Origin of the sequence: Sulfurimonas sp. HSL3-1, from assembly GCF_039645995.1 — a bacterium.
GTDB lineage: Bacteria > Campylobacterota > Campylobacteria > Campylobacterales > Sulfurimonadaceae > Thiomicrolovo > Thiomicrolovo diazotrophicus.
The window spans coordinates 792,484-818,453 of record NZ_CP147920.1; the positions used below are offsets into that span (position 1 = coordinate 792,484).

General features: G+C 54.3%; 33 protein-coding genes. 3 read left to right on the forward strand and 30 right to left on the reverse strand.

Annotated features, from left to right (window positions below):
• Window positions 1-22: 22 nt before the first annotated feature.
• Window positions 23-352, forward strand: a complete 330-nt coding sequence (locus WCY31_RS04070; protein ID WP_345970991.1) for a hypothetical protein — start codon at window positions 23-25, stop codon at window positions 350-352.
• Between the two features lie 31 nt (window positions 353-383).
• Window positions 384-971, forward strand: coding sequence for an IMPACT family protein (locus tag WCY31_RS04075; protein WP_345973251.1), 588 nt, complete (start codon window positions 384-386; stop codon window positions 969-971).
• A gap of 29 nt (window positions 972-1,000) precedes the next feature.
• Here WCY31_RS04075 and WCY31_RS04080 read toward each other — a convergent pair whose 3' ends face one another.
• The 20 genes from WCY31_RS04080 to WCY31_RS04175 form a co-directional block, all read right to left on the reverse strand.
• Window positions 1,001-1,702, reverse strand: coding sequence for a hypothetical protein (locus tag WCY31_RS04080; RefSeq protein ID WP_345973252.1), 702 nt, complete (start codon window positions 1,700-1,702; stop codon window positions 1,001-1,003).
• Between the two features lie 171 nt (window positions 1,703-1,873).
• A complete protein-coding gene (locus tag WCY31_RS04085) occupies window positions 1,874-2,362 on the reverse strand; it encodes a DUF6197 family protein (protein WP_345973254.1) in 489 nt (162 codons plus the stop codon).
• Window positions 2,363-2,461: 99 nt separating this feature from the next.
• Complete coding sequence (locus WCY31_RS04090; protein ID WP_345970995.1) at window positions 2,462-2,746, reverse strand: hypothetical protein; 285 nt, start codon at window positions 2,744-2,746, stop codon at window positions 2,462-2,464.
• Window positions 2,747-2,845: 99 nt separating this feature from the next.
• The gene (locus tag WCY31_RS04095; RefSeq protein ID WP_345973256.1) at window positions 2,846-4,426 is read right to left on the reverse strand and encodes a sodium:solute symporter family transporter; all 1,581 of its coding nucleotides are present in this window, start codon (window positions 4,424-4,426) and stop codon (window positions 2,846-2,848) included.
• Window positions 4,427-4,495: 69 nt separating this feature from the next.
• Window positions 4,496-5,206, reverse strand: coding sequence for an isoprenylcysteine carboxylmethyltransferase family protein (locus WCY31_RS04100; RefSeq protein WP_345973258.1), 711 nt, complete (start codon window positions 5,204-5,206; stop codon window positions 4,496-4,498).
• Between the two features lie 111 nt (window positions 5,207-5,317).
• Window positions 5,318-5,884 (reverse strand): hypothetical protein, encoded by a 567-nt coding sequence (locus WCY31_RS04105; protein WP_345973259.1) that lies wholly within the window; start codon window positions 5,882-5,884, stop codon window positions 5,318-5,320.
• A gap of 41 nt (window positions 5,885-5,925) precedes the next feature.
• Complete coding sequence (locus WCY31_RS04110; RefSeq protein WP_345973260.1) at window positions 5,926-6,195, reverse strand: hypothetical protein; 270 nt, start codon at window positions 6,193-6,195, stop codon at window positions 5,926-5,928.
• Window positions 6,188-6,655 (reverse strand): SRPBCC domain-containing protein, encoded by a 468-nt coding sequence (locus tag WCY31_RS04115; protein WP_345973261.1) that lies wholly within the window; start codon window positions 6,653-6,655, stop codon window positions 6,188-6,190. Before WCY31_RS04115 ends, WCY31_RS04110 begins: the two co-directional genes overlap by 8 nt.
• A gap of 86 nt (window positions 6,656-6,741) precedes the next feature.
• Entirely contained in the window at window positions 6,742-7,017 is a 276-nt protein-coding gene (locus WCY31_RS04120) for a hypothetical protein (protein WP_345971001.1), read from the reverse strand.
• A 380-nt stretch (window positions 7,018-7,397) separates the two neighbouring features.
• Window positions 7,398-7,652, reverse strand: a complete 255-nt coding sequence (locus WCY31_RS04125; RefSeq protein ID WP_345973262.1) for a YciI family protein — start codon at window positions 7,650-7,652, stop codon at window positions 7,398-7,400.
• A gap of 31 nt (window positions 7,653-7,683) precedes the next feature.
• Window positions 7,684-8,181: an ATP-binding protein gene (locus WCY31_RS04130; protein WP_345973263.1), complete on the reverse strand. Its 498-nt coding sequence runs from the start codon at window positions 8,179-8,181 to the stop codon at window positions 7,684-7,686.
• A gap of 81 nt (window positions 8,182-8,262) precedes the next feature.
• Complete coding sequence (locus tag WCY31_RS04135) at window positions 8,263-8,697, reverse strand: protein tyrosine phosphatase family protein (protein ID WP_345973265.1); 435 nt, start codon at window positions 8,695-8,697, stop codon at window positions 8,263-8,265.
• A gap of 90 nt (window positions 8,698-8,787) precedes the next feature.
• The gene (locus WCY31_RS04140) at window positions 8,788-9,150 is read right to left on the reverse strand and encodes a hypothetical protein (RefSeq protein WP_345973267.1); all 363 of its coding nucleotides are present in this window, start codon (window positions 9,148-9,150) and stop codon (window positions 8,788-8,790) included.
• 88 nt (window positions 9,151-9,238) lie between these two features.
• Entirely contained in the window at window positions 9,239-9,580 is a 342-nt protein-coding gene (locus WCY31_RS04145) for a hypothetical protein (protein ID WP_345973269.1), read from the reverse strand.
• 98 nt (window positions 9,581-9,678) lie between these two features.
• Complete coding sequence (locus WCY31_RS04150; RefSeq protein ID WP_345973270.1) at window positions 9,679-10,053, reverse strand: hypothetical protein; 375 nt, start codon at window positions 10,051-10,053, stop codon at window positions 9,679-9,681.
• Window positions 10,054-10,161: 108 nt separating this feature from the next.
• On the reverse strand, window positions 10,162-10,542 hold the full coding sequence (locus WCY31_RS04155) for a hypothetical protein (protein WP_345973271.1): 381 nt from the start codon (window positions 10,540-10,542) through the stop codon (window positions 10,162-10,164).
• Window positions 10,543-10,820: 278 nt separating this feature from the next.
• The gene (locus WCY31_RS04160) at window positions 10,821-11,678 is read right to left on the reverse strand and encodes an EI24 domain-containing protein (RefSeq protein ID WP_345971008.1); all 858 of its coding nucleotides are present in this window, start codon (window positions 11,676-11,678) and stop codon (window positions 10,821-10,823) included.
• Window positions 11,675-12,184, reverse strand: a complete 510-nt coding sequence (locus WCY31_RS04165) for a YtfJ family protein (RefSeq protein WP_345973272.1) — start codon at window positions 12,182-12,184, stop codon at window positions 11,675-11,677. The genes WCY31_RS04160 and WCY31_RS04165 overlap by 4 nt, the downstream gene beginning before the upstream one ends.
• 63 nt (window positions 12,185-12,247) lie before the next feature.
• Window positions 12,248-13,213: a DUF3137 domain-containing protein gene (locus WCY31_RS04170; protein WP_345971010.1), complete on the reverse strand. Its 966-nt coding sequence runs from the start codon at window positions 13,211-13,213 to the stop codon at window positions 12,248-12,250.
• 6 nt (window positions 13,214-13,219) lie between these two features.
• Window positions 13,220-13,774: a LemA family protein gene (locus WCY31_RS04175; protein ID WP_345973273.1), complete on the reverse strand. Its 555-nt coding sequence runs from the start codon at window positions 13,772-13,774 to the stop codon at window positions 13,220-13,222.
• Window positions 13,775-13,897: 123 nt separating this feature from the next.
• Here WCY31_RS04175 and WCY31_RS04180 point away from each other — a divergent pair, with 123 nt between their 5' ends.
• Window positions 13,898-14,167, forward strand: coding sequence for an acylphosphatase (locus WCY31_RS04180; protein WP_345973275.1), 270 nt, complete (start codon window positions 13,898-13,900; stop codon window positions 14,165-14,167).
• Here the strand turns inward: WCY31_RS04180 and WCY31_RS04185 are convergent.
• From WCY31_RS04185 to WCY31_RS04230, 10 genes are all read right to left on the reverse strand, one after another.
• Window positions 14,164-15,396 (reverse strand): NAD(P)/FAD-dependent oxidoreductase, encoded by a 1,233-nt coding sequence (locus WCY31_RS04185; protein WP_345971013.1) that lies wholly within the window; start codon window positions 15,394-15,396, stop codon window positions 14,164-14,166. The genes WCY31_RS04180 and WCY31_RS04185 overlap by 4 nt on opposite strands.
• Before the next feature lie 103 nt (window positions 15,397-15,499).
• Window positions 15,500-17,749: a hypothetical protein gene (locus WCY31_RS04190; protein WP_345973277.1), complete on the reverse strand. Its 2,250-nt coding sequence runs from the start codon at window positions 17,747-17,749 to the stop codon at window positions 15,500-15,502.
• A gap of 392 nt (window positions 17,750-18,141) precedes the next feature.
• Entirely contained in the window at window positions 18,142-18,819 is a 678-nt protein-coding gene (locus WCY31_RS04195) for a YggS family pyridoxal phosphate-dependent enzyme (protein WP_345971015.1), read from the reverse strand.
• Window positions 18,816-19,868, reverse strand: a complete 1,053-nt coding sequence (rseP, locus tag WCY31_RS04200; RefSeq protein ID WP_345973279.1) for an RIP metalloprotease RseP — start codon at window positions 19,866-19,868, stop codon at window positions 18,816-18,818. The genes WCY31_RS04195 and rseP overlap by 4 nt, the downstream gene beginning before the upstream one ends.
• Window positions 19,865-20,419, reverse strand: coding sequence for a CDP-diacylglycerol--glycerol-3-phosphate 3-phosphatidyltransferase (pgsA, locus tag WCY31_RS04205; protein WP_345971018.1), 555 nt, complete (start codon window positions 20,417-20,419; stop codon window positions 19,865-19,867). The genes rseP and pgsA overlap by 4 nt, the downstream gene beginning before the upstream one ends.
• On the reverse strand, window positions 20,419-21,195 hold the full coding sequence (locus WCY31_RS04210; protein ID WP_345971019.1) for an enoyl-ACP reductase: 777 nt from the start codon (window positions 21,193-21,195) through the stop codon (window positions 20,419-20,421). The genes pgsA and WCY31_RS04210 overlap by 1 nt, the downstream gene beginning before the upstream one ends.
• Window positions 21,196-22,092, reverse strand: a complete 897-nt coding sequence (gene dapA, locus WCY31_RS04215) for a 4-hydroxy-tetrahydrodipicolinate synthase (RefSeq protein WP_345971020.1) — start codon at window positions 22,090-22,092, stop codon at window positions 21,196-21,198.
• A complete protein-coding gene (locus tag WCY31_RS04220) occupies window positions 22,089-23,393 on the reverse strand; it encodes a M16 family metallopeptidase (protein WP_428837496.1) in 1,305 nt (434 codons plus the stop codon). The genes dapA and WCY31_RS04220 overlap by 4 nt, the downstream gene beginning before the upstream one ends.
• Entirely contained in the window at window positions 23,390-24,448 is a 1,059-nt protein-coding gene (locus WCY31_RS04225) for a quinone-dependent dihydroorotate dehydrogenase (RefSeq protein WP_345973283.1), read from the reverse strand. Before WCY31_RS04225 ends, WCY31_RS04220 begins: the two co-directional genes overlap by 4 nt.
• 49 nt (window positions 24,449-24,497) lie before the next feature.
• A complete protein-coding gene (locus WCY31_RS04230; protein ID WP_345973284.1) occupies window positions 24,498-25,847 on the reverse strand; it encodes a magnesium transporter in 1,350 nt (449 codons plus the stop codon).
• Window positions 25,848-25,970: the final 123 nt, after the last annotated feature.

The following is a 25,970-nucleotide window of genomic DNA, read 5'->3' on the forward strand; positions in this document are numbered from 1 at the left end:
TGCACCTATTTAAAGGAGAAGTATGAAAAAGGTTACGATTCTCGCGGCCGCCCTGCTGGCGTCGGCACTCTACGCGGCGCCTTCCGCGGAGCAGCAGCAGGCGGAGGCGATCAAAGCACGTCAGGAGGCGATGCTCAAGCAGATCCAGGCGGAGCTCGGTCTCAGCGACAAGCAGACGAAACAGTGGGGCGATATCCATGAACGCTACCTCAAGGCGCATATGAAACTGCGCGTCGATCAGAACAACGAGATCCAGGCACTGCTCACGGATGAACAGCGTAAAAAGTTCGAAGCGATGCAGCAGCGTTTTCGCGAGCAGCTGAACAAGCAGATGGGTGCACAAAAAAAGTAAGTGCCCCTCCTGCGCCCGCTATAATGGCGTCATGCAAATCCTCAAGACGCCTGTTTCCTCAACCTACGAAATCAAACAGTCGAAATTTATCGCCCATCTCGTCCCCTATAAGCTCTTCGATGCAACCCTGCAGCGCCTGCGAGCCGAGCACCCCAAGGGGCGTCATTTCGTGACGGCTTTCCGTTTCCTGAATGACCATATGCAGGTCGTCGAGGGGAGCAGCGACGACGGCGAACCGAAAGGGACTTCCGGCAAACCGAGCCTTGCCGTTTTGGCGGGACATGAGCTGATCGATGCCGCCGTGATCATCGTGCGCTATTTCGGCGGCACGAAGCTGGGGACGGGCGGGTTGGTCCGCGCCTATACCCAGGCGGTTTCCGATGCGGTGGCCCTGGCGGAGCTGACCGAGTATATTCCCCAGGAAAAGGCTGCGTTTACCTGCGGCTACAGCGCGGTCTCTCAGGTGGAATACCTGTTGACGGAGAGCGGTGTGACGGAGGTTGAAAAGGCCTTTGAAGCCACGACGGTGCTCTGGCATGTTTGGGGGGGAGATGAAGCCCTGGAGACATTCTTCGCCAGGGCGGGGCGTCTGGTGGAACGCCTGGAGGACGGAAAGTAAAGGGGCGTCGCGGTACTGCCGCGATGCAATCAGGGGCGGCCCAGGACGGACTCGAACATCGCGAAAGCTTTGCGCAGCCAGACCTTGGTGCGCTGGCGCTCCATCAGGCTCAGGTGGGCGGTGCCGTTCTCTTTGAGATTGGCGGCGGCCCAGAAGCTGAAGGTGTATTTATCGATTTTCTGCATGGTCGGGGCGTGCAGCGCGGGCAGTACCACCTCTTTAAGCGTACCGTTCGCCTCGCTTGAAACGGAGGCGATGACGTCGTCGACTTCGGAGAAATCGCTGCCGCGTCCCTCGTTTTTGACGACGGCGCAGGTCATGACGACGCTGTATTTCGGCAGGAATTTTTTCAGTAGCTGCACGGAATCCTTGCCGCCGTCGACGAGGTACCAGTAGACGATCTCGATCCCCGTCTCTTCACACATCCCAAGAACGTCATTCTCTTCGATCCAACGGTCAAGGAAACGCTCGGACTGCGCCGGCAGGTCCACCAGAACGTTGATGTCTTTTTCCAGCGCCAGTTCCATGATCTTGTCGCTGCTCTCGAAAAAGTCCAGGTCGATGGCATCGGTGAACTGCTCGTAGTAGCGGGTGAGTGACGCGTGGGAACGGTCCGCGTCCAGTCCGACAAAAGCGACATCGTTGTCGATAAAATACTGCGAAAGCAGGCGCGCGAAGACGGACTTGCCGACGCCTCCTTTCTCTCCTCCGATAAAGTGAATCATACTCATTGTTTCTCTCTCCATATCATGTGATGTATCACGGATATATTGTGCGCGTATAGTAGCGCTGCGGATATAAATGCGGGCTGTGGATCCGCAGGCAAATCGGAAAATTTCTGAAAGATTACACTAGACAGGACGCCTGCAATGCTTCGCCGAAATAACATCCTCCCAAAAGACTCATTGTTGATTTTTGTATCGGGAAAGTTTCGCTTTGACCGTCGATGTCGCCTGCTCGAGTATGGACTTGACTTCTTCGAAGCTCGTCGCTTTGTCGGCGTTGAAATCGATAAGCCGATGCTTTGTCCAGCGTGCACGATAGCGATCGTCAATCGCAAACCTCACTTCCTGCAGGGCCGGCTGCCGATGGACATAGTGGCCAATCACCTCCACCGAGGCTCTTTCCAACGCGCAATAAAGATCCAGCTTTTCTGATTGTGCGCAATCGGGCACAGGGGCTTTTCTCCAGGCGCTTTCATTGTGCAGCAGCGCATCCGCCCTACTGAGAATCTCCAAATCGACCGGCGTAACGCGAACGTCCCTCCGCTCATAATCCGGCAGACCCAAAACGATGCCGTTTTCGGTTTTGTAGACACCGATGACGCCGAAAATGATAAAAGAGCCCAGGAGCAGGAGAGACAAAAGGGTATAGAGAATGTACTTTTTCATGAATCGAGCCTTTATCGGACAGCTCCTCTATGCCGACAATGATGGCACATGTGCTTTTGGCAATTGTACTTCATCTCCCGGAAACGGGCAGGAAATCTCCTATTTCATATACCTTTTTGTCAATCGGCAAAAGTCGTAAAAGTCGCTCAGCATCAAGTAGCGGATTTCGACGTCTTCAAACTTCTTCTTCAAGATGGCATGGCCCTGCAGGTAGAGCTTGACATCGTTTTGGAACTCTTTGGGATATTCAAGTTTTTCGGCTCCCAAAGAGGAAAAGCAATCCAAAAATTCAAAAAAGAGCGCCGTGACGATCTTCTCTTTTTCCGGTGTCCTGTTTGAGAGAAAGTCCGTTGTCTCCTCAAATGTCTCGCATATTTTCGTCAAACACGCATTCATTTATATCCTCTTTACTCTGGTCTGTCGGAAAGGAAGTACAAAAACTGTACCTGCTGCTGAAATGCGACATGAAGGAGATCTCTTTTGTTATAGATCAGCCCACCCTTCGTCAATAAGCCATAGTGCAATGAGCATCATCAGAAAATAGCACGCCAGCAGCGTGTCCATGCCTGTCCACTTTAGCGCAACGGTGTGTCCCGCGGTGTAATCGGCCCCCTTCTTGGATGTTTTAAAACGGCTCATCGAAAGCATCCATGCGCCCGAATAGGCCACGACAAACCCCGTCACGTTCCACCACATCCACATCACTTCCGGGTGGAAAAGCCATAAGAAGAGGTTAACGCCGACGCCGCCAACGAGGCCGGTCAGTATGGCGCTGCTGCCGATGTGCCTGTGAAGCGCGCCGGCGAGGAAGACGGCCAAAACGGGCCCGTAAAAGGCCGAACCGATCTTGTTGATCGCTTCAATGACGGTATCGGCGATCACACCGACCATCAAAGCGAAGAGGATGACGGCGATGCCCCAGAAGAGGGTCGTGATCTGGCTCAGACGGATCTCTCTCGCTCCCTGGGTGTGCTTCTCTTTCAGGACAAAATCATGCAGCGTAACGGCGGAGAGGGAGTTGAGCGCCGAGTCGATGCTGGACATGGCCGCGGCGAGAATGGCGGCGATCAGCAGCCCTTTCACCCCTCCCGGAAGGTACGCCAGGATAAACTGGGGGATGAGGTGATCGGGGGAGGAGGCGGCGACACTCGCCTGGAGTGCACTGTCCTGCAGATAGAGCGTGCCTACGGTAATGCCCATCAACACGTACAGCAGCGTCAGCGGGAACCGCGCAAAGCCGTTGAAGTAGAGGGAGCGTTTGGCGTCCTCGATGCTCCTGGCGGAGAGTTCCCGCTGCACCTGGCTCTGGTCCGTTCCGTAATAGGCCGTATAGAGAAAAAATCCGCCGAAGAGAAAGGCCCAAAACGGCATGCCGCCGTCACTGCCGAGCCCCCAGCCAAAATCGAGTGTCTGCAGCCGCGCTTTGGGGAAGGTGTCGACAATGGCCCCGAACCCGCCAAGGAGATCGACGGCGATGGCGATGGAGACGATGACACCCAGCAGAAGCAGCCCCATCTGGAAGATGTCCGAATAGACAACGGCCCGCATGCCGCCGAGGGTGTCGTAGATCAGAATGATGAGGCCCATCGTAAGGATGGAGATCCAGAGTTCAAACCCGGTGATACTTTGCATCACGATGGCCGTCGCATACAGAGCGATACCAGTCCCCAGGGCACGGCTGAGCAGAAAGAGGACGGCAACCGTATTGCGGACGCCGGTGCCGTAGCGCAGCTGCAGGTACTCATAGACACTGACAAGCTTCAGCTTCCGAAAGAGCGGTATGAGAAAAATGGACGTTACGATCATGGCCAGGGGCAGGGCCAGCTCGTACTGCAGCCATGTCAGGCCGCCGCCCTCTTTGACGGCGACAAATGCAGGGATGGAGATAAAGCTGATGGCGGAGCTCTGTGTCGCCATCGTCGAGATGCCCACGGCCCACCACGAGAGCTTGCGGTCGGCGACATAGTAGTCATCCTGGTCGCGGTTTTCCTGACCGATAAAATAGCCGAAGAGCAGCAGCAGTATAAAATAGGCACCGATAACGTACCAATCTAGTAAATCCATACGGTTCCTTTGGCTGCAGCGTTAAAAGATAATGCCCTATTTTTGCCCATTTGTGAAATGCAGCTGCCCTCAGTAGATCCCCGGAAACAGGCGATAGCTTACTTCCTTCGCATAATCGGGGTACCCGGGAAGCTCCTCATGAAGGGTCTTGTCTTCAAGCGCGGTCCGGATCACGGCGATGAGCAACGCCGCCGCGGCGGGGAGAAGTGTCCAGAGAGAGTTCAGGGCGAGGATGATGCCGGCAAGGGCCAGAAGGTTTCCCGCATAGCCCGGGTGGCGAACGACCCGGTAAGGGCCGCTGTCGCAGACCGTATGCCCCCGGTCCGTCTGGATACGTACCGTCGTGGAGAAAAAGCGGTTCTCGACGATCGCCCAGGCCGCAAATGCGTACCCTAGTGTGATGATAATGAGGCCGAGAACGGTGAGCCATGCCGGCATGAGCGGCGTCCACGCATAACGGTGGTCGAGCCCTGCGACGATGACCAGGGGAAAAGAGAGGCTAACGGCCATCATCGGAGCAAGAACTTTGTCCCATGGTTTCGCGTTTTTAGCCTTCTCCAGGCTGGCCCTCTCTGCGAGAATGCCCGGATGCCGTTTTTCCGCCAGGAACCGTCCGCCGACACCGGCAAGAAACAGCAGCACGGAGTAGACCCAGCCCTGCCACCATCCAACATCGCCACCGCAGAGCAGCAGCACCAGCGGGATGATGAGGTAAAGGAGGATCACGTTGCGCCACAGACGGGGCTGGTTTTTATTTGGATGAACAGTTTTCAATGCCATATCTTTACTCCGGAATCAGCCATGATTTCAATACGTACGCCACCAACGTTTGAACTGCCCCATCAAATGACGCCCGCGCGCTTTTGACGGGGCTTGACCGATTTTCTATGTTTACAAACGGTGGGTTTCTTCCCACAGGCGCTCTTGGCCTACCCTGATGTACCAATCGTCGAATTGGGAACGGTAGTGTTCAAAAGGGTCTTTTAGCTTGGGACGGGGGTCTTTGCTGAGGGAATATGCCATCCCCTCGGTGAACCATTTTGGAGCCCGTAAAACACTGATCATACCCAATCTTTCATTTTGAAGATGATGGATCATTTCGTGCCTTACATAATACCGTTTCCAGGCCCGGGGACCGATAATGATGCCGAAAGTACCCAGGGTGATCGCAGAGCGCCTTCCCAAGCCGAACGACTCGGAACAGGCTTCTGAACTGCAAAATACAGTGCGCGGAGCATGTCTGATCCCGCCGACGGAGGTGCCGACGAAGTGCAGCGCTTCATTATACAGAGCGGTCGCGTCTTCCAGGCGGGAAGCATCGTCCGTGCATATCGCGTCGCTGAAGCACGGAACACCGGCTAGTTCCGGGGCAAGAATCCGAACCGGTTTATAGAATGCCCACGTAGAGCTGATAATCACTGCAATGAGCAAGGCGGCTATCGGAACTGCTTTTTTCATACTCTTACTATATTCGTATAACGTAAATGGAGTCGGTTACGTCAACCGTTTCGACTTCTCCAGGCGCTGCCCATCAGATAAAATGACCCGATCGACAAGCCCGAAATCAGCAAGGCACCAATACCCATAACGATGACTCTGACGATGCTTTTTGGCTCCATGAACAAGTCGTAGACGATGTGACCGGAAAGATATCCGAATGTCACGGCTGCTACAGCCATGAGCAAGACAATGAGATATGTAAACACTTTTCTGGGGATGAGCGCTGCAAGGGTCTGGCCGATCAATTCCTCGATAAGAAAATCAATCAATGGCATCCCTGCCTGGTTGCGGACTTGCCTCTGCCCGCAGTTTCAGGGCCTGATTCATCTCCTCGAACCCGCGTCTGGTGTCGCTGTCCAGACTGGAGCGAAAGAGTCCTACCAGGATGCCGCTGAAGCGCTCGTTCTGCTGAAAGCGCACCTTGTCCTCGCCGAGCGCTTCGATGACGAATGCATGCTCGCCGTCAAAGAGACCCGGGAACAGAAACCGGCCCAGCCACCTCAGTTCGCGCCCGGCTTCAGCGGCGAGGACCGCAGGCGAGAAACGCATAGGTTTGCTACCGCTCGGCTGGATCTCGACCTGAAGCCGCTTACCCTGGGTTGGGGTGCCCTGTATCGAACGGATGAAAGGATTCCATTGGGGGTATGCAGTGAAATCGGCCAGGATCTCCCATACCCGTTCAGCGGGTGCATCAATCTCTATTTCCGTATGTAGTTCGTGGATAGCCATATGGTTTCTGTGTCAATGATGTTCATCGTTTAAAAGAGCGATCAAAATTCGCATTATAGTCGGTCACTTGGGATTCGCTGGGAATGTCAAATATCCATAGCGGTGTAGAACAGGTCATCCGTTCGATTGTCTGTTGCCGTATCATTTTCTTTGTATTTTCTCAGCAACCATATTTCGAAGACTGCTCCGATCAATGGAACGCCCAATATGACGATGGTTTTGAAAATTTTTGTTCTTCTTGTATAAAGCATTTCTTCCAATAAAATAGACATGATTGCGCCAATGTCAACAGCTATTACCGTCCAAATGAGAAATAGATAAACACCAGTCATATTATTTCCTAACAATTCAATGGCATTCATTTTAGCAGATTATTGTAAATATGTACATTTTTTTAAACAGACTAAAACGTAATTTATTTCTATTTCTAATAATATACAGATGAACCCTATGGAAATTTGCCAATGCGGTATCGAGGCGATGGAGACAAAGCGGATAGCCGTGTTATTCGTCAAAAGTGCTGGAAATAATGGATAGTGGTGTATGGGAGGAGGAAAAAATGCTTTGAAAACCTTCTGATGTGCTGCATACAACAGAGCTTCGTTGACGGGTAGGAGAAGAATCGACAGATCAAGGGCAATAGGTGCAATTCATAGGCTTTTTATCTGCGCTTAACGCTGAGAATGACTCATGAAACGGGCGCAGGCGGGTTACTGATTGGGTTCCACTGAATTTGTTAGGCTCATTTTGCGTTCCATTCGTAGACGGTAACGATGGATGACTTCGAAGTATGCACCGGGTCACTGAACGCTATGGCCTCGGCCTCTTCAAGACTATCAGCTTTGATCAAATAGGCACCGCCGCTCTTGTCCGTAAACGGACCGGCAAGTTCAAGTTTTCCTCGTTGTCTCAGGTCATCGAGAAAGGCATAATGCGCATCAATGACCGATGGGTCGAACTGGGGCGTGCGAAACGTAGTTATAAGGTATCTATACATTCAAATTCCTTTTTTTGGTATGTCATTTGGATTAAATATCTCCTGCCAGACGTAGGATATTGAGTTCCTCGTCCACAGTCGGAGCCTCAAAGAATTGGGTAACATGGTTGAACACCGCTTCATTGTCGAACTGTGCCCGTTCCGGCTGCTCGGTTCGGCGCTTTGCGATCTGCGTTAGACACTGTGCATTGCTCACGTCGAGAAAGATAAGTTCATGCTCACATGCAGCTTCGGTGCAGAGCTGTTTGAACCACGCTCTCTGCCTGACCGTATTCGCCGGAAAGTCCATCACCACGTTCGTGCCCGTATTGATGATCTGCAGCACATGCAGTTTCACAAACGGCTTGATCATCTTGGAGAATTTCAGGTAATCGTCGAATGTGTTGATCTGGCCGGGGTAATGCGATGATAGCCAATCGTCTTCGGAGAGAAGCACCGCATTTTTTTCGGCCGACACGGCTTTTGACTTCGTCGATTTTCCGGCTCCCATCTTTCCGCAGAAAAATGTAAGTGTTCCTTTTGGTTTCATAATCCCTTCTTTTATGCATAACGTTTGACATGAGCAATCAAAAAGCTGCGCGCGAGTTTTTGATCGGTCTCCGATGAGTGGTCAAACCTTTGTTTCAAGCTCCATGAGCTTTTTCCAGGCCTTTTTCGGCTTAAAGCCCTCTGGTGCGATCAGTTTCGCATCCGGCTGATTCAAGACAAGCCTTTTATATTGAAAAACAAACGCAGATGCCCTGTAGTTCATGATGCAGTGAATGAATACTTTTTTCTTCTCATCCTGCAATGTTTTCAGAAGATGCAAGAACAGTGTGAATCTCTCTGTTCCCGGGTTTTTCCATGTTATCGGTATGTGAATATACATCATCCCGTTTTTCGAAACAATTTTATCCTCTTCTTTCAACGCGCCTTTGTTGTGCATCGCCAGGTTGATGACAACGTCAAAACCGTTCTCTGCAATGCGCTTGAACTGTTTTTTCGTGGGTTGTCCTGAGGTGGAAATATTGTCGTTGACTTTTATATAGTTGAGTATTGATTCCATCACCACTCCATTGTAGTTAAACGTTTAGACTGACCAATGAAAAAGACGTTTGTGCGTTTTTGATTGCTCTTCTCTGCATTGTTATAAGCTCTAAAAAAGCCACTTCAAGATTGTTACAAATCCAACGATCATTGAACTTAGAATAAGTGTCATAATGATTGATCCAATAAGCTTGCCAATAAATGTTTCTTTATCTTCATGGTAATAGGATTCATCCACTAGTTTGACACCTGCAAACTTTCCGAGTTCAAAATCTTCACATTCGCCTTTTTCTAATGCTGTTTGACAGGCCTTAATTAAGTTCTTGAGACTTTCTTCTGTTCCAACAAGAAAGTCTTCATCTTCTCCTGTCTGTCCATAACCTAGAAATGCATTTTTCTTATTTTTTTCCGGAATAGTGCCTTTGTATTCATCTTCAACATATTCCAAGATCAAACTTTTTTCTTTATCCATCTTCACTCTTTTGTATTGTCAGATTTGATCCGTTCAGCTCAAAAACCTGCATGCAGCTTTTTGATTGCTTTCCCTTGGGGTGTTATATCTATTCGAGCATAGCGGATATTACGCCATATGCAATAAATAAAACTGGTGAAGCTATCAATCCAAACATGACAATATGAAAGAGATTGAAATCGGGAAGACTGCTTTTGACTTCTTCAATTTCTGCAGCATACTGATCTTTAACCAAGAGCTTCAAACAAAAGAGTATGAATTGTACACCTGTGAGAAATGCAAAAATGCTCATCAATATTGGGTGCGCACTCCAGTGAATTAGAATGATCGGGAATGCTATAAAAGCCCAAAAGATCATATGGACTGGATTGAATACAAGCGCATTATTCGGGTCTATGAAAGTTATGATTTTAATGATTTTTTCATCCATGTAATCTGTTGCCTCCTTACGATATCACGCTTAAAATGAGCAATCAAAAAACGCACGTCGGTTTTTGATTGGTCTCCTGTGCCTTGTTGGCAAAAGCGCTATGGCAGTACACCGCCTTCTTTCTTGACATAGTGAATTCCTTTGTCATCCACAACCGTTTCATATCCAAGCACGGTCCAAACTTGGCAGAAAATAATTTTTCGAACGACATATCTTGCTACTTCTTCATCCGTCACATACATGCCAATAAAATTGTTTACTGTCTCGGCACAAAATTCTTTTGATGCGGGCAATTTCTCAAAGCACTGTTCTTTTGTCATATTGCCATCTGTCATTTCTTTTGCCCTTCGACATATTTGTTCATCATTATCAGAGGCATTTATAATGGACAAAATGATTTCTGATGTCTCCATTGTTTCTGCAATTGCAGCAATAGGGAGAAGTATGAAAATAAGAAGTGCGACAAAATGCATCTGGTATCCTTTGAGTTGTGATTTTGTTTAACCGCAATCGCCAAAATATTTATGGAATAGGTTGCTATAGCTTATGACCCGGTATCGTTTTTTGATTTTCAATGCTTGTCAGATATTTGGATGATTAAAGTCATATTCCGTCCACCACTTGATGTTGTATATCTCTTCATTTTGAGCGAGCACTTTGCTAAGTGCTTTTTGTATTGTCTCAACCGTTTGTGTCGTTGAAATTTTTTTGAAAAGGAATTTTCTAACGTACGGTTTTCTTGGCTCGATGAAGCAGAGAAAGCCATCGACGTACTCTTTACACTGGCCACAGCCAATCCAAATTGGGAATGCATCATTGCATATTGGAATCGTCCATCCCCAATCCTCACTGAAAGGATCCCTGACTTGAACACCTTCCTGCTTCAGCTGTTCGAACAATACAGTCGCAAGTTCTTGAACCGAAGAAACTAGAGTGGAACGGAACTCTACATGTGTTTCCATGCTATTGTCACCCAGCTATTAATCAGTTTACATTTGAAAGTACTATAGAACATCTTTGGTTAGAAAAACCTGGAAAATAATAACAATATACAATATATTAAATCTTCTAGTGTGCCGTAAAGCAAAAAAGAGTGCAAGGTTTTTATCGAAATAGGGGGATAGATTACTAACTTGTAGGGCTGCAAGCAGAGTTCCCCATTAAGGACAAGTCATGATTGTGGAGGTGTTAATTTAAAAGAGCATCAAAAGCCCTTTGGACTTTTGAAATAGACGGAAAGTTACGAGGGCAGTACGTCCTGAGAGCCGTTCGAGACTTTGTCTGCAGCGCTTTTCGCGGCTGTGGCGCTTTCGTGGTGCGCTTCGACCTCGACACTCTTGCGGAACATCGAGTGCGTGAGAACGATGACGTTGAAGACGGGGGTGATGTAGGCGGCGAAGGGGACCAACGAGAGCAGGTAGAGCCCGAGGGTCGTCATTCTTACTTTCCCGCCGTGGAAGGCCATGATCAGCTTGAAGCGCTCCTTCGTCGTCGTTTCCGAGGCGACGTCGAGCAGGTAGAGCTTGTGGAACAGGTAGTAAAAGGGGAGGTTGAAGGCGACGAGGTTCAGCATCGGAACGAAATAGAAAGGTGTGAGCACCAAAAAGAGCAGGAGCATAATGACGACATGCTTCAGCGAGGCGAGGAGGATGCCTGCAATGGAGCCGTGGTGTTCCAGCGGCAGGTGGCTGTAGTGGCGAGCGTGGATCTCACGCACGATATAGGGCGTCAAAAAGCCGATGATGGCCAGTGCGACGAACATGGCAAGGATGAACGTAGCAATCCCACCGACGGTAAAGACGATGAAACTGACCAGCCAGGAGGTGACGGTGTGCTCCATCAAGAAGCGCAAAATGGCCGAGCCGCCTTCGACGGTGGTCGTTTCGCTCTGCGTCTCCACCACGCCGTTTTGCTGGGTCTGCTGGTGCTGCTCGACCTGCAGGGTGCTCTGTTCAAGGGCGTCCAGTCCGGCGCTCGCCGCACCGAAAAAGAGGACGTACATCACGAGCACAGTCCCAATGAAGGGGATGAGGGCAAACTGGAGCATCCGCTTCGTAAAAAAGTCGCGGATGCTTACCGACCAGAGCGTTTCGTTCACATGTGTTCCTTGATAAGGGAGATGATCTCGTCGAAGCTGCCCTGCGGCACCTCTCCCTCATAGAGATAGAGGACGTTGCCGCTTTTGTCCGTAATGATGATGTCGGAGTTGTCGTCGGCGACCTTCCAGGCGGAGACCCCTTTCTTGTGCATATCTTTGACATAGATCGTATCGGGGAACTTCTCCTGCTTCGCTTTGAGCGATTTGGCGATGGCGAAGTTCGGCAGCCAGGTCGCCTCCATGTTGATGATGGCGACAGAGGCGAAACGGCTGCGGTCGAAGTCTTCGGCCTTCAGGGCGTCGGAGAAGGGGTTGTTGAGGTCTTTCTCGTCCGGGTCGACGTAGAAGATGACGTGGACCTTCTCTTTGAGCTCGTCGCTATTCCAAGGGGTACCGTCGACTTTGCCGCCGTCGTCGCCCTGAAGGTTAAGCGCCGGAAGGGGCTGGCCGGTCTGCAGGGCCATCAGGCTGAGCGTGAGCGCGAAAAGGGAGAGGAGGAGTTTCATAGGGGTCCTTTGCGAGATTTATAAGATTCTAGCATGGAAAGGCTTGGGATCAAATGCCCTTCTTCAGGTCTTGCTCCAGAGTTTTTCGTTGAGCTTCAGTTCCTCGACGATCCCGATGGAGGAGCGCAGGGTGCGGATGTAGCCCATGGCCTGATCGATGGAGAGCAGCGACGAAAAGACCGTCGGTTCGAAGAGGTCTTTGTCGTAGTCAATGGCGATCATGATCTTCTCGCCGTTAAAGGAGACGTAAACCTTGCTGCCCGTATCCTTCTTCAGTTTGAGCAGCCGCTGCATCATCGTGTGTGTGAGGATGTAGCGCGCTTCGATCTGGTCGGTGCCGTAGACGACGAAGGCTTTTTCAAAGGCGGGGTCGTCCATTCTGACGAGCTGGTCCTTGGTGAAGTTGCGCGACTGAAGCATCCCCCCGATAAAGGAGCCGAAAAGGTTCTCGGCCAGGTCGGGGAGGATGAGGGTGCGGCCTTTGAAGTGTTTGTTGAAGTCCGCGACAATAAAGAGCCCCTGGAAGATCGTGGACCAGTGCTCCCGCCCTTTGGAGTCGCGGCTGCGGTGTTCGGCATGGATGTCGGAGAACTGCAGCGAGACGCCGTCGAGGGTACCGCGCACGAGGTCGTTACCGCGGAAACGGTCGATGCGCTGCTCAAAGAGGTGGGAGAACTGAAAGAGCGACTGGGGAATGGCCGCATCCGGGGCGTAATGCAGCTCCTTTTCGATCGCTTCGATCAGGGGCCGGATGATCTTCTCCTTGAACCCGCTGCGGTAGCCGCTGATGAGCCAACGGAAGCCAAACCCGCCGATGGCGGTCGCCCCGACGCCGACCCAGATGTAAGACTCGTTAAAGCAGTGGCAGCTGTTGTAAATGGCGCCGATGATGAGCAGGGAGAGCGCTCCGAGGATGCCGAAGAGGGTCAAGACCTTCTTGCGGACCGCGTTGCGCTCCTGCTCCAGCTCCTGCAGGGAGTCGTAGAGCTCCGTATAGTAGAAATCCGTCAGTTCCGATGCACTTTTCATAAAGGATTACTGTTTGAAAAGGGCTCCGACATCAACGTTTTTGCGTTCATCCTCGGTAATCTCGAAGACCTGTTTTCGGCGGTAGTTCATCATGTTGGCGAGGATGTTCGTCGGGATCATCTCGATGGCGTTGTTGTAGTCCGTCACGGCCTGGTTGTAGGCACGGCGGGCGGCGGAGATTTGGGCTTCGACCTCGGAGAGGGTGCGCTGCAGGTGCATGATGTTTGTGTTGGCCTTGAGTTCGGGATAGCTCTCCACCGCGACCATGATGCTGCCCAGTGCGGAGGTGATCTGCTTATCCAGCGCGATCTTCTGTTCGTCGGAAATACCCGGTTTCATTGCCTGGGAACGCAGTTCGGTTACCTTCTCCAAGATCCCCCGCTCGTGCTGCATGTACTGCTGTACGGAGCTGACAAGGTTCGGGATGAGGTTGTAGCGTTTCTTCAGCACGGCATCGATCCCGGCAAAGATGTTGTCGACCTGGTTCTTTTTGGCAACAAGGCTGTTGTACATCAATACGATGATGACGATGACGACGGCGAGGATGATGAGTGCAGTCATGGCGGTACTCCGATGGAAATAATATCGTTTATTGTACTGAAAATCGGGCGGGAATCCGCCATAGCGTCGGGATAAGTAAAACACAACGCGTCTACCGCTACAATAAACAAAAAGGGGGTGCCTATGCAGAGCAGACTATACGCGATCCGGGGCAGGGTGCAGGGCGTGTGGTACCGTGCAACCATCCAGCAGCTTGCCCAAGCGGCGGGAGTAAGCGGTTACATCCGCAATTGCAGCGACGGCAGCGTCGAAGCGGCCGTCAGCTGCCCGAACGACGACTGTTTCGATCAGTTTGAACGGCTGCTCTGGGAGGGGTCGCCGCTCAGCGTGGTCGACAACGTCTCTTATGACATCATCGAAGGGGTGTTCGAAGGGGGATTCGAACAGCGCTAGGCGCGGGATGTTCTGGCGGCATGCAGGCCTGCCAGGTAGCCGCTTCCCCAGGCAAAGTGGAAGTTGAATCCTCCGCGATGTCCGGTAATGTCGATGACTTCCCCGGCAAAATAGAGTCCCTCCGCCTTGCGCGATGCCATCGTCCCCGGGTCGATCTCCTCCGTGGCGACCCCGCCGCCGGCGACTTCGGCATGCTGGTAGCCGTGGGTGCCGCTCACCGTAAACGGCCACTGTTTGATGATATAGGCGATCTTCTTGGCCGTTTTGGCGTTGAGCTCGCCGCAGCGCTGCTCCGCAGAGAGCTTCTGGGCCAGGAGCAGCGGGCGGATCAGTTTGCGCGGCAGCAGCCCACCCAGCAGGTCGGCGAGGGTGTCGTCGGGGATCAACTTCGCCATCTGTTCGAGCTGCGCCGCCAGTGACTGCGCGGTAAAACGGGGGAGCAGGTCTACTTTCAGCGTGACGTATTCAAAATCGCGTAGGGCCCTGGAGACGGCGTGGGAGAGGTCGAGGACGGCAAAGCCGGAGACGCCGTAGCGGGTAAACAGCAAGTCGCCTTCCTCCTCCTGGAGGGGCTGGTTGTCAACGAACAGCGTCACCCGCGCCGTCGTCTTGGTTCCGGCCATCTTCTCCAGCCCCGAAGCTTCCAGATGCAGCCCCACCAGAGAGGGGAAGGGGGGGACGATACGGTGGCCGAAATGTTCGGCCATGGTCATCCCGCTTTCGTTGCCGCCCAATTGCGGCGCTGCGGGAGAGCCTGTCGCGATGATCAGGCGTTCATAACGTCGTGTCTCCTCCCGAACCGACAGGGTAAACATATTTCCTTCTTTTTCGATGCGGGTGACGGTGGCATTGTTTTCAAACCGCACCCCCCGGTGCTGTGCCGCCCGGATCAGTGCGGACTGCACGGAACGGGCTTCCTGGCTCATGGGGTAGCACTTCCCGTCCTCTTTGACTTCCAGCAGCAGCCCGATGCGTTTGCAGAAACGTTCGAACGCGGTGAAGTTCATCGCCTCCAGCGCCGTTGCCGCGAAGGCGGGGGCTTCCCCTTCATAATCTTCGATACCGGTCGCGCGGTTGATGATGTTGCAGCGGCCGTTGCCCGAGGCGAGGATTTTCTTGCCGGGTTCGCCGTTCTGCTCGTAAACCGTGACCTCTGCACCCGCTTCCGCCGCCGTGATGGCCGCCATCAGTCCCGCGGCGCCGCCGCCGATAATTGCGATCGTACTCATAAAGGGATTGTAGTGGCTGTCGGGTTAGTTTCGGATTAGTCTTGGAAAAGAATAAGGGGAGAAAAAAAGAAAAGGCACCCGAGGGTGCCCGAAGGCGGCGGAATTAATTCCAGCCGTCTTTGACGATCTGAGTCGATTTGTTGTACGGATACTTCTCGACCAGTTCTTTGACAGAGAGTTTCTGATCGCCGCTTCTCATGAAGTGAGCGAGGGTGACAGAAGCCCAGTAGTCGTCAGCATACGCGGTGCCTTCGAGCTGAACCGGTACACCTTTCTTGTTAACCGTGTGACATGCGGAACATGTAACCGGGCCTGCATATTCGCCGTCCGGGCTGTACTGCAGCGCCTGCTCATGCGTCGTGATGTCAACGGTACGGTTCGGTCCGTCGTAGCGTGTAGAGTAGAGGCCGTGTGTGGACTCGTGACACGTTTGACAAGCCAGGTCGCCGTGCGCTTTAGAGTAGCGGAACAGAGACAGTTTGTTGTTCTGGTCGATCGGGAAGTACTGACCGCCTTCACTTTCAACAAACGGAGCGATGTGACAGTCTGCACAGTGCGGTTCGCCCGCTGCCAGCCACCAGTCGTTACCGCCGGATGCCGCTGCATACGGTACCGCACCGCCAGTCGGGTGATTCCACGGTTTCAGGTCAAGACCGTCTTTTGCGACGTTTTTGACGAGGACAGCAGATTCATGATCTGTATAGTACTTCATAACTTCGTTGTCGCCGGTTGTTTTCGGGTCTGCGATCGCTACGAATCTCTTCATGTCGCCGCCTGCAACTGCACTGACGATCTCTTTGAGAGATTTGTTACGGATAGATTTACCTTCAAGGGTCTGAACCGTTTTGAGGTCATCCAGTGCCTGCATTTTCTGCGCAACTTTCGTGTGACAGTTCGTACAGTACAGACCGCGCATTTTGGAAACACGCTCACCGTTCTCATCTTTGTGTGCGACTTCGTTGAGCTGGAACTTACCGTATTCGTTCAGGAAGAACGGCGGTTTGGCATCCGGGTTGGAGTGCGCGTCACGGCGGACATAACAACCACCACCACTCGTACGGACATCACCTTCGCTGAAGCGGCCTTCACCGTAGCGGTCAGCAACACGGTACGGGTTCGTATCGTCGTTCATGCTCGGGTTCTGGAAGTGTGTCGGGTGACAGGACTGACATGCTTGTGAACGGCCAGCAGCATCCGGCATCGGAACCATAGAGAGGTGGAAACCGTGGATTGCTTCTGTGAGCGTTTTCGCATGGACAGTCTTGTAGCCTGTTGCACCCGGCCGCGGTTCTTCGAGGTTACCGGAAACGTTGTCACCGTGACAGTCGGCACAGTTGACCTCACCGGTCTGACCCAGACGGTTGGAAGACGCTTTGTCGTTGTAGTACTTCAGGAATGAGGTACCGTGGTGGGCGTCGTGCAGCGAGAGAATGTTGATGGATGCTTCACTGAGGCGAGCCATGTATTCACTCTCATCCGGGTAGGTTTTCCAGTAAGCGTATTCGCGGTCGCTGGCATTGAGCCCTTCGTCGCGTGCCATCTGGGCAGCTTTACCCTGGCGGGAGTGACATGCATAACAGTTCGGGATATCAACCGGGTTGGTACCGAAATACTCGATAATCTGACCGTTTTCATCCATCAGCGGGCGACCGTTCTGGTCATGCACCTGTACTGCGGACTTCTGGAACGGCTGGAAATCTTTTTCGGTAACGGAACGGATCGTCCCTCTACGTGTAGAGTCGTTAAATGCCGTCAGCGGCAGACCCAGCGCATCCCACAGGTGTGATGCCGTCAGAACGAGCGGGATGTTCTGGACCGGCGGAACCAGTGTGTTCGTGAAGACGACGTTGCTACCGTCTTTACCGGAATACTCGAGGTAACCGCCGGCGATGTGCTTGCCGGACGGACCGGAATCGATAGGTACTTTAATGTCTTTACCGACAAAGAGGCGATCTTTCGCCGTTGCACCTTTAGGAATCGTACCTTCAAGATCTTTATAGATAAAGAGGTGTTTCCAAACATAGTTGGCCACGTTATCGCCCGGGTCGTCCATACGGCCGTTGCCGTCGACGTCTTTGGCGACAGACCAGTACTTCATCTTGTTGCCTTCACTATAAGAGTTATCTTTCGTATAGTAATAGAGCTTGACTTTGTCATCCGGTGTCAGCAGTTTCGGCAGTGCGCCGTTGGTACCGGATTTTACAGCCTGGGACTGGATAGAGTTATACGGCGGAATGACACAGCAGTAGCTCATCTCAAAACCGACACAGTGCATACCCAACTCATAGTTGACGAACGCATTGATATCGTTTTTCGGGTTGTAAGCTTTTACTTTCTTTCCACCGATTTTCATTTCAGTCGGCTTGAGCAAGGTCATGCTAAACGGCGGATTCTTGTCATAGTCTTTGACAGAAGCCGATGTCGTACTTGACAGTGCAGCCAGGGTGAGCGCCGCCGTCGTTAAAACAGAAACGCCACGAAGTTTTCGATTCATCATGTACTCCTCAGTGATAGAAATCCCGTTAGTTTTGCATTTGTTTTTTTAATCTATCTTTAAAGGCAAAAAACTTAAAAGGCACTGTGATGAACGTGTGATAAAAATAAGAAAATACTATATTAACTGCTTATGGTTCCGTTACGAAAAAATAATACGTGATGATAAGGTGATAATTATTGCCTATTTTTAAATGCGTATTTTCAAAAGATATTGAGGAGTATTGTTAAAAAAAAGTAAAGGTTGGCGCTTTAGCGCCCTGGGAAGAGGAGGGAACCGAGGCGGACCATCGTGGATCCGCAGGCGATCGCCAGTTCGAAATCGCCGCTCATACCCATGGAGCAGATCTCGGCCCCTTTGAGCCCGTCAAAGATCTTGCGGGTCGTCTCGAAGCTCTGCTTGATATGGTCGTTGTTCTCGGTATGGGCCCCGATGCTCATGACGCCGCGCAGGTCGATGCGCGGACAGCTCTCCGCGATCTGCGCGTAGATGTCTGACGCCGCTTCGGGCATGACACCGGACTTCGTCTCCTCTTTGGCGCTGTTGATCTGCAGGAGGCATTCCATCGTTTTGCCTTTGGCCTCGAGGCGCTTGTCGAGGGCCTGGGCCAGCTCGAGAGAGTGGAGCGACTGCATCAAGAAAGGGTCGAGGTCGATCAGCTGGTTGATCTTGTTCTTCTGAAGGCTTCCGATAAAGTGCCACTCCAGCGGCAGGTCCTCAAGCGTTTCCATCTTTGTCTTCATGTCCTGGACCTTGTTCTCGCCGAAGGCGCGCTGCCCGATGGCGTAAAGGGCTTTGACCGCCTCGGTGTCCACGTACTTGCTGACGGCGACTACTTTGACGATGTGGTGCTCGCTCACCAGAATGCGCGCCCGTTCGATCCGTTCGACGATCTTGTCGATGTAGATTTTATACTCTGTCTGTGTCATTGCATCAACCTGTTGATATCGTTATAGAGTCCGAGGCTCATCAGCCCGAGCAGTATGCCCCAGCCCGCGATGGTGAGCTTGAAGAGGATCGCTTCGCTCGGGGCGCGCCGCATGACCATCTCGTAGAGATTGAACATGATATGGCCGCCGTCGAGGGCGGGAATAGGCAGCAGGTTCAGCACCCCGAGGTTGACCGAGATGAGCGCTGCAAAGAACAGCACGGCCATCCAGCCGCTCTCACTGGCATCGGCGGTGATCTTGACGATGGTGACGACGCCGCCGAGCTCGGAGGTCGGCACGGCCCCGGTAATGAGCTTCTCGAGACTGATGAAGATCAGTTTGGAGGCCTGCCAGGTCTCTGCCGCGGCATAACCGAGCGCCCCGGCGAGTCCCAGCTCAAGGGCATGGGTCTCTCCGGCGGAACCGATGCCGACCATGGGGCGGTAGACGGTCTCGCGGAACATGTTCTGCGTTTCGGTCATCTTTGGCGTTACGGCAACCTCTTCGACCATGCCGTCGCGTTCGATCTGCAGGTAAAGCGTCCGTTCGGCCTGCTTGACGGTGTCGGACATCTCATCCCACGTCGTGACGGCTTTGCCGTCGATGGCGAGGATTCGGTCCCCCGATTTGAGGCCCGCCACCGCCGCCGGGGAGTCCTCGACGATACTGCCGATGACCGGGGAGAGGACCTGAGGTCCGCCGAGGGCGATCAGGAAGTAGAGCACGTAGGCCAGCACGAAGTTGGCCGCCGGGCCGGCAAGCAGGATCGCGATGCGCTGCAGCGGGGATTTGCTGTTGTAGCTGTCGGGGTCGGGACTCGTCTTGGTCGGGTCGCTGTCGTCCTGACCCTTCATGCGGACATAGCCGCCCAGGGGAATGGCCGCGATGCGCCATTCGGTGCTGAAGGCACGGAAACTGGCCAGTTTACGGCCGAAGCCGATGCTGAAGACCTCGACATAGACCCCCAGAAGGCGGGCCACGGTAAAGTGTCCGAGCTCATGGAAGAAGATCAGCGCCGAGAGGACGAGAAGGGAGACAAGCCAGCTCATGCCGCGTGGTGCCTTGCGTAGGTGCGGGCGAAGCCGACAACGTATTCCGCCCCGGAGTAGAGGGTGAGCACGACGGCGATCCAGAGCAGGATGTTACCGCCGGGCCAGTGCATGAGCAGGAAACCGACGGCGAACATCTGCGCGACCGTTTTGACCTTGCCCGCCCAGGAGGCGGCAATGTCGATCCCCTCTGACATGGAGACCGTCCGCAGGCCCGTAATGAAAAGCTCGCGTACGATAATGATATAGATGGCCCACGGCGAGGCGGCGTCGGTCATCATCAGTCCCAGAAAGGCGGCGAGAATGAGCATCTTGTCCGCCAGGGGGTCAAGGATCTTTCCCGTCATCGTGATCTGGTCGAGTTCGCGTGCAATGTAGCCGTCAAAGAAGTCGGTGGCGCTGGCGAGCACGAAGAGCAGGGCGGCGAAGTAGTAGTTCCAGCTGATGTCGATCCCCTGAGCGGTGAAAAACTGCGGGTTCAGGATGATCCAGAACATCAGCGGCGCAATGATGATGCGCGACAGTGCCAGCGTATTGGGCAGATTGAACATTACTTAAAGGTCGTCCCACCGTCGACGACGATCGTTTGGCCGGTGATCCAGCTCGCCTCTTCCGTACAGAGGAAGTAGACGGCGCCGGCGATATCTTCGGGCTGCCCCATGCGGCCGATCGCAGAGCGTCTGACCGTTTCGGCCTTGACTTCTTCGTAGTTGGTGAAGGCTTTGAGGGCGTCGGTGTCAATCGGACCGCCGGAGACGGCGTTGACGCGGATGTTCATCTCGCCCAGTTCCACGGCGGCGTAGCGGCTCATCGCTTCGACGGCGGCTTTGTTCGTGCCGTGGCCGGCATAGTTCTCGATATAGACGAGGTTTCCGGTGCTGGACATCGTGACGACGGCACCGCCGCCGACCTTTTCCATCCGCTTTGCCGCTTCCTGGGTCCCCATGACGAAGGCGTTGACCGTTGCGGTGTAGATGTTGTTCAGGCCGCGGGGCTTGAGGCGCATGAACTTGCCGTAGCCGCCGACGACGGGGCGGCCGTAGATCATCGCGTTGGAGACGAAGAAGTCGATCCGGTCGAAATCTTCATCGATCTTGGCGAAGAGGGGTTTGAACTCGTCGGGTTCGAGAATGTTCAGGGCGTAGGCGCGTGCTTTAATGCCGTAGGCAGCTTCCCAGGAGGCCGCAAGCTCGTTGGCGACGGTCTCGTTGCTGTTATACGTAAAGGCGATATCGACACCGTTGGCGGCGAACTTTTCGGCGATCGCTTTGCCGATCCCCTTGGTTGCTCCGGTGATGACCAGTGTTTTGCCCTTCATTTCTGACATTTAGTTGACTCCTACAATAGTATAGTTTTTCATGACGGCTTCGATGCGCTTCATGTTCTCCGCGGACGGCGGGACAAGCGGCAGGCGGTATTCGAGGGTGTCGATAAGGCCCGCAATATACATGGCCGCCTTGATCGGGATGGGGTTGGCCTCGCAGAAGAGGACCTTGTTGATCGGCAGCAGCTGCTCGTTAAGCGCGCGTGCCGTGGCGAAGTCGCCTTCGAGCGCGCTTTTGACCAGGGCGCTCTTCATATCGGGAAGCAGGTTCGCCGTGACCGAAGTGATCCCCGCGCCGCCGGCGGCAAGGATGGGATAGTCGATGGCGTCGTCGCCGCTGAAGACTTTGAGCTCCGGGCAGCGCGAAAGCAGCTCGACGGTGCGCTCCAGGCTGCCTGTCGCCTCTTTGATGCCGAAGATGTTCGGCAGGTCGTTGAAGAGACGTACCACCGTGTCGGCGGAGATGTCGGACATCGTGCGACCCGGGACGTTATAGAGCATGAACGGCAGTTCCGGCACGGCTTCGGCGATCGCCTTGTAGTGCTGGTACAGCCCCTCCTGGGAGGGTTTGTTGTAGTAAGGCGCGACGGAGAAGATCGCGTCGACGCCGCAGTCGCGGGCACGGATGGCCGTCGTGATGGCTTCGGCCGTCGCGTTGCTGCCGGCACCGGCGAGGACTTTGGTCTGTGTGCCCTTGCACACTTCGACGGCGATCTCCATGCAGCGGATATCTTCATCCGCCGTCAGGGTCGCGCTTTCGCCGGTCGTACCGACCGGGCAGACCGCATCGATCCCGTTGTCGATCTGGCGCTGGATCAGCGCCGCGTAGGTCTGTTCGTCGAGTGTGCCGTTTTTGAACGGGGTGATCAGCGCGGTGGAGGAACCGGTGATAATGTTCATTGCTCTGCCTTTCTCAAAATAATAGTCGTAGAGTGTTTGTCGTCAAAATAGGTCTGCGCCGTCTTCTGGATCTGTTCAGCCGTCAGTGCCGCGATATTCTCCTCGTAGGTCTCCAGCGGTTTCAGATCGCCGCGGGCGAGGTAGCCGCCGAAGAGGTCGGCGACGGAGCTCGCGCTCTCCAGGGAGAAGATGAAGTCGGCCCGGGTGTTGATCTTGACCTTTTCGAGCTCCGCCTTGGAGACGGGGTGGGCCTTGATCTGTTCGATCTGCTCGTGCAGCGCCGCTTCAACGCTCTCGGCTTTGACGCCCGGGTTGCAGGCCGCCATGAAGATAAAGACACCCGGGTCGATGTTCTCCATGTTGTAGGCGTAGATCTGGTTGACCAGGCGTTTTTTGTCGACAAGCTCGCTGTAGAGGCGGCTGCTCTTGCCGGAGCTGAGCATCTCGGAGATGGCCGAGAGGGCCGGCTGGTCAGGGTGGCGGAAGTCGGGGATGTGGTAGACGATCGCGATCATCTCCACTTCGCTCTCTTTTTCGATGAAGACGCGCTTGGCGCCGTCCTGCACCGGTTCTTTCGCCAATACCTTGGGGATCTCGCGGCTGTTCTTGACGGGACCGAAGTGGCTTTTCGCAAGGCTGAAGACGGTCTCGGGCTCAATATCGCCGGTAACGATGAGAATCGCGTTCTGCGGCTGGTAATAGGTCGCATGGAAGTTGCGGATATCGTCGATCGTCCAGGTCTGGATGTCGTTCATGAAGCCGATCGGCGTCCAGTGGTAGGGATGGTAGAGATAGGCGTTGTTGAAGAGCCGGAAATAGAGGTAGCCCAGGGGGTTGTTGTCGGTACGCCAGCGGCGTTCTTCGGCAACGACGTCGCGTTCGGGCTGGAACTCCTCGTCTTTGAGGCTGAGATGGGCCATCAGTTCCGCGAAGAGGGAAATGGATTTTTCCGCATTCCCCGCGGAGCTTTTGATGAAGTAGTGGGTGTAGTCGAATCCGGTGGAGGCGTTGTTGACGCCGCCGACACTCTTGACCTCTTCGTCGAACTGCCCCGCTTTGAGGTGTTCGGAGGATTTGAAGTTCATGTGTTCGAGCATATGCGCGATGCCGCTCTTGCCCATTACTTCGTTGCGGCTTCCCACTTTGTAGAAGACATCGGTCGAGATGACACCGGTGCCGTTGTGCATCGGGATGACGACGACCTGCATCCCGTTTTTCAGTGTCTGTGTTTCATAAGGCGGCAGCGAATTTGCCATAAGCGTTCCTAAGGTGAAAAATAGTGCGATAACCGTTCTGATCATCGTCTGTCGGCTCCAATGGCCTCGGTGATGCTGCTGTAGCCGTCGCGCTTCAGCAGGTCGGCGAGCCCACGGTTGATGTCCCCGATGAGCTCCGGCCCCTTGAAGATCAGCGCCGAATAGACCTGCACCAGTGAAGCCCCTGCCTTGATACGGCGGTAGGCTTCCTCGGCGCTGTCGATCCCTCCGACGGAAATGAGCACCGTTTTACCGAAGAGTTCCTTCGCCACGGCTTCGAAAATGGCGAAACTCTTCTCCTTTAAGACTTTGCCCGAGAGGCCGCCGATGCTTTTGGGCTGGGCCACAAGGGAGTAGTCGACGGTCGTATTGGTCGCGATGATCCCGTCGGCCCCCTTCTCGACAGCCAGGGTCGTCAGGGCCACGGCCTGTTCGGGGGTCATGTCTGGGGCGATCTTGAGCAGGATCGGCTTGTCAGTGATCGCCTTTGCCTCGGCGAAGAGCTCGGCGATGAACGTCTCGTTCTGCAGGTCGCGCAGGCCGGGGGTGTTGGGCGACGAGATATTGATGACGAGGTAATCGCCCAGATCGTGCAGGCCGCGGATAAGCTGCGTGTAGTCGCTGATGGCGTTCTGCTCCTCCGTCGTTTTGTTCTTGCCGATATTGACGCCGATGGGGGTCGTGAAGGGGTAGCGCGCTTTCAGGCGCTGCTGCACTTTGTACATTCCGTCGTTGTTGAACCCCATAGCGTTTTGGATCGTCTCTTCCTCGACGTGGCGGAACATCCGCGGTTTCGGGTTGCCCGGCTGCGGCTGGGGCGTGACGGTGCCGATCTCGGTGTAGCCGAAGCCGAGCGCCTGGATGCCGCGGATCATCGTCGCATTCTTGTCAAAGCCCGCTCCCAGGCCGACGGGGTTGGGGAAGGTACGCCCGAAGAGCTCCTGGTTCAGGATCGGGTCGGCGACAAAGTGCTTTTCCTGCCAGGGGTTGAAGAGCGACGGACAGACGTTGGCCATGCGCAGCAGGGTCGCCACGACGTGGTGGGCCGTCTCCGGCTGGAGTTTGAAAAGCCACGGTTTGAGGGATTCGTATGCGATCATCACGTACCTGTTTTTGGCAGGATTATACTTAATAATGATTTACGGTCAGTTAAAGCAGGAAGGTTTGCGCCAGGAACAAGAAGATGAAAAAGCCGAAAACATCGGTCGTCGTCGTCAGGAAAATGGAGGAGGCGACGGCTGGATCGATCCCCAGCCGGTGCAGGCCCAGGGGGATAAGGGTGCCGGCCGTCCCGGCGACGAGCAGGTTCAGAAGCAGCGCGCCGGCGACGATGGCCCCCAGGCGGATATCGCCGAACCAGAGCGAGACGATCAGGGCCGCGACGACGGCGATGGAGAGGCCGTTGGCCAGCACGATCAGCGCTTCGCGTTTTACCGCGGCGGAGACGCCGTCGTATTCAATCTCCCCCAGGGCGATCTTGCGGATCGTGACGGTGAGCGCCTGCATCCCGGCATTGCCGCCGAGGGCGGCGATGATGGGCAGCAGGGCCGCGAGGGCGATGTAGGAGGCGATCGTCGCGTCAAAGAGGTTGATGACGGCGGAGGCCGCCATGATGGCGACGAGGTTGAAGAGCAGCCAGATCAGCCGCTGGTGCGCCGCGCGGGAGACCGAGCTCTCTTCGGCTTCGTCGTCGACCCCGGCCAGACCGTAGGCCTGGTCCGTTTCGATCTGGCGGATCATGTCGTAGATGTCGTCGTACACGATCCGGCCGATCAGTTTGCCTTCGCTGTTGACGACGGCGATGATATTGAGGTCATACTCCTCGAAAAGGCGGACGACATCCGCAATCGGCGAGGCGGGACGGATCGAGAGAGGGGCTTTGCGGTCGCCGCGCTGCAGGATCTCTTCGATGGTCGTTGCGTCGTCGAAAAGGATCAGGTCGGTGAAGTGGAGCGTGCCGAGCAGCAGTCCCTCGTCATTGGTGACAAAAAGTTTGATGATCGGCGCAGCGGGTTCGTTTTGGCGGAAAAGCCGGATCAGAGTCTTCACGTCGCCGACCGTGTCATCGGGGTGGGCGGCCAGGAACTCGCGCTCCATATAGGCCCCGGCCTGGTCCTCTTCGAATTTGGAGAGCTCCAGGACCTCCCGCCGCTCCTCGTGGGCCATCAGCGAGAGGATCTTCTCCGCCAGAGTGGCATCGGCCTGTCGGATATCCTGAATGAGGTCAGTCGCCTCGTCACTCTCGATCGCCTCGGCGGCCCGGGCCAACCGGTGCGGGGGGAGGCGTTCCGCGGCGGCGGCGAATGCGTCGGCAGGGAGCTCGAGGAGCACCTCGCCCAGGTGCTGATGGGTGAGTTTGCTCAGGTTTGAAAAGAAAAGCCCGACATCGTAGCCGCGCAGTTTGACGAGGCTTTTGGCGGTATCGGTGGGGTTGAACCGTTCGTGCCCTCCGGCAATGGCGTGGATGCGGTCGACATGCTTTTTGATCTTCGGCTTCATAAGTTATATCGTAGCAACCCATCCTGAAAAAACGGTGATATGTCCGGGTGTCAGGAAGATGTTCTGTCATGAGGGATTAGAGGGGTGGTGCCTTCGCAGCAGCGCGGCGTCTTTGGAGGCGCT